The 3,549-nt window shown below is 65.4% G+C and carries 4 protein-coding genes; all 4 read left to right on the top strand.

Going from position 1 to position 3,549, the window contains the following annotated elements; all coding sequences use genetic code 11:
• On the top strand, positions 1 to 1,203 hold a 1,203-nt coding region (locus ACFWPJ_RS27790; protein WP_378855692.1), incomplete at its 5' end, for an ATP-binding protein.
• A gap of 414 nt (positions 1,204 to 1,617) precedes the next feature.
• Positions 1,618 to 2,154 carry a DUF3558 domain-containing protein gene (locus ACFWPJ_RS27785; protein WP_378855694.1) on the top strand — a complete coding sequence of 179 codons (537 nt, stop codon included), beginning with the start codon at positions 1,618 to 1,620 and terminating at the stop codon, positions 2,152 to 2,154.
• Between the two features lie 58 nt (positions 2,155 to 2,212).
• Positions 2,213 to 2,656, top strand: a complete 444-nt coding sequence (locus ACFWPJ_RS27780) for a hypothetical protein (RefSeq protein ID WP_378855690.1) — start codon at positions 2,213 to 2,215, stop codon at positions 2,654 to 2,656.
• A 9-nt stretch (positions 2,657 to 2,665) separates the two neighbouring features.
• On the top strand, positions 2,666 to 3,549 hold an 884-nt coding region (locus tag ACFWPJ_RS27775), incomplete at its 3' end, for a WXG100 family type VII secretion target (RefSeq protein ID WP_378855688.1).

The raw sequence follows: 3,549 nt of genomic DNA, 5'->3' as shown, positions 1-3,549 counted from the left end.
GTCCTGAACGGTCCGCGCACCGTGGGGAAGAGCACGCTTCTCACCCATGTCGCCGAGTCGACAGCCCGTACTGTGCTCGATTGCGACGACCCTGCCGTGCGAGCGGCAGTCCGCAGCGACCCTGGCCGTTTGGTCACCGGCCAGGGCCCGATCCTCATCGACGAGTACCAACATGTGCCGGAGTTGCTGGATGCGATCAAAGCGGAACTCAACCGGGACCTGAGCCCCGGCCGATTCGTCCTCGCAGGCTCTACGCGCTACTCGACTCTCCCGCAAGCAGGCCAGGCGCTGACCGGACGCGTCGACATCATCGAGGTCCTCCCACTCTCCCAAGGTGAAATCGACGGGGTGCGGGAGACATTCGTGCACAAGCTGCTGAGCGGTGAGGCGCTGGCGGATTTCGATTTCACCAGCAGCACCAGTCGAGACGACTATGCCCGACGCATCACCTCGGGGGGAATGCCGGTGGCGCTGCGCCGTCCACCGGGCAGGTCGCGCGCCCGTTGGTATGCCAACTATCTCCAGCTCGTCCTCGACCGAGACGTGCTCGAACTCAGCCGAATCCGGCAACGCGAGATGTTGCCGCGTCTGTTCGACTACTTGGCCACTCGGACCGGTCAGGTCCTCAACATCGCTGCCGTCGCGCAGGCGGTCGGCATGGAGAAGTCGACTGCCGAGAACTATCTCAAGCTGCTCGAGGCGGTCTTCCTCGTCTCGCGCCTACCCGCCTGGGGAACCACGCTTGGTTCTCGCATAGCCCGCCATCCAAAACTGCACCTCGTCGATTCGGGTCTCGGCGCATGGCGGATGGGCTTGACGCCGGAGAAGATCGCCGCAGGTGACCCGTCCGTCCTCACCGAATACGGCCATCTGACCGAGACCTTCGCCGTTGGTGAAATCCTCAAACAGGTCAGCTGGTGGGATGGTCCGGTTTCCTTCGGACACTTCCGCACCAGCTCCGGCGACGAAGTTGATCTCGTCCTCGAGGCCGACGACGGCCGCGTCGTCGCCTTCGAATTCAAAGCGGGCAGCCGAGTCCACGGTGAGGACCTCCGCGGTATCCGTAGCCTGCGGGACCGCCTCGGCACACGACTGTCGACCGCGGTCGTGTTCTACACAGGCTCGCGTGTATTCGAACATGACGAGGGGGCGTATGTTGTGCCACTCGATGCGTTGTGGACATCATTTCGATCGGCACAATGAGGACGGCTCAAACAAGCTCGGGCGACCTACAGAGAAGCGACTGCGCGTCGAAGTCGAGTCGATCCCGGTGTCGGCGTCGGGGCTTCGAGCCGGGGAGATCGCGGGGGTGGCTACCGATCGTCCCGCTGTCCGAGTGAGCCCGCTTGTCGCGGGTTCGGGGGTCGGCGAAATTGGCGGGAACCGGCGATCGGTGTGGTGCGTCCAAGTAAGCATGAGGTACCGCTGCATCACGGGGAGAACCCAGCCGCAGCCGGTCCGGGCAGATCGGGGCGGGCAGCCGCCGGTCGATTGCCGGTCTCGGTTCGGGTGGGTAGCGTGGCGTGCCGACGGGGCGGGGACTTCCCGGCGCAGGAAAAGATGGCTGTCGAGGAGGGCGTTGTGCGAGGTAGCTGGGTTGTGTCGGCCACGCTGGGGGTGTTGTTGCTGGTCGCCGGATGTGGGTCCGGGGGTGATGGTGATGCCGGTGCCGGGCAGGGCACGACGAGTGGGCAGGCGCTCGCTGCGGGGGTTCCCGCTGGGTTCGATCCGTGTAAGGACATTCCGAAGTCGGTGCTGGATTCGGAGCAGCTGCATCGGGCCAGTTCGAACAACAATGCTGATTTCGACGGTGCGGGTGGGATCAAGTGGCGGGGATGCAGTTGGGTGATGTCCGATGGATACGGCGTCGGGATCACCACAACCAATCTGACCGTCGATCAGGTGCGGGCCAACACCAAGCTGACGGTTCGCGATGACTACGCCATCAGCGGACGGACTGCGCTGGCGACCAGCCGTGCCGATGAGAAGAATCCGCGCTCGACCTGCACGCTCAATGTCGCTATGCAGGGTGGGAGCATTGAGTTCTCGCTGGACAACCCCGATTCCCGCCGGAAGACCGGTCAGCTGGATACCTGCTCGCTGGCGCGGGGACTCGCGGAGAAGGTCGTCCCGTTGATTCCCGCGGGCGCGTGACGGACACTCCACACTTTGGATAAGAAAGAGGGGGCTTGTTGTGAGTGGTGATAGGCCATTGCAGGACTTGCTTACCGAAGCGCAAGAGGGTCGGCTCTCGGTGAGTTTCGGTGGCTCGGTACGGCTGGATGCAGAGGAGTTCGTCTACATCGAACGGGAATGCGAGACGTTCAAAGACTTGATCATCGAGCTCCAACGAACTGCGTCCGACATATCCAAACGTGAGGTCTGGGGCCTGGGCGAAGCGGTCGCCGAGCTCACCTCGGCACAAACCATGGTGAGCCGGTTCCGCCAGAAGGGCCAAGGCTCGGACAACAGCGTCCACGCCGTCCTCGAACAGCACTACCAGATCGTCGACGATCTCCAGGTCCTGCACCGCACGATCGCCCAGCGCTTCCAGGCCAGCGACGCCGAATTCGCTTCCCGCTACAACGAACTCATGGCCGAGACACCGCAACCGGGCACTCCCGGCGGCGGCGATACCCCGCAAGACCGAGCCTGAGGACGCGACGTGGCATTCGAAGACCCCGCGATCGTGGCGAAAGAGTCGCCGTTCGACCTCTCGCATTCGACGATCAATGACGCGTTCAATCCGCTGCAGCCCAACGACAACGCGGTGGCGGCGGCGGGCCAGTACACCCAGATCGCCCAGAAGTGGCGGCAGGGTGTCGCCGATTTCGCGGCCAGGATGAACCGGGCGAGTACGGCGGCCTGGGAAGGTCAGGCGGCGGAGAAGTCGCGCACGGCGATCACCAACTACACCCAGCGCGCAACCGACCTGACGCCGGAGCTGGAAGCCCTGGCCAACCGTGTCAGCGAGACGGCGCAGGCGATCACGCTGACCAAGCAGAACCTGCCCGAGGTGGTCGACAAGTTCAGCTGGGGTTCGCCCAGCACCTGGTTCGGGCTCAAGGACGACGAGCGCGACGACGCCGAGGAGAAGGCCAGGCAGGTGATGAAGGACAACTACGTGGTCCCGTTCACCGACGCCGACAAGGTCGTTCCGAAGCTGTCGACACCGGTGAGCCCGACCAACCCGCTGTACGGACCGACAGACGACTCCGGCGGCGCGGGCACGAACAACAACGGCGCAGGCGGTGACACGTCCGGTGGCGCGACCGGCGGTGGTGACGATCCGGCCGCCACCGACCCCGCGACCACCGAGGACCCGACCGAAACGGACCCCGGAACCGAGACCGACGACAGCACCGACGACGACTCGTCCAACGACGATTCCACGGCCGACGACAGTACCGACGACGACACCACCCCGAGCAGCGCCACGCCCACCGGCGATCCCACCTCCCCCGCGCCCACGTCCCCGGCCCCGACCACCCCCACCACCCGGTACCCCCGCCGCCGCCCCGGCCGCGGGCCGGGCCGCGGGGCCGGGGA

The organism is Nocardia sp. NPDC058497 (assembly GCF_042720195.1).
Classification (GTDB): Bacteria; Actinomycetota; Actinomycetes; order Mycobacteriales; family Mycobacteriaceae; genus Nocardia.
Note: the sequence above shows the minus strand (reverse complement) of the source record. Positions and strands in the feature narration are given on the sequence as shown.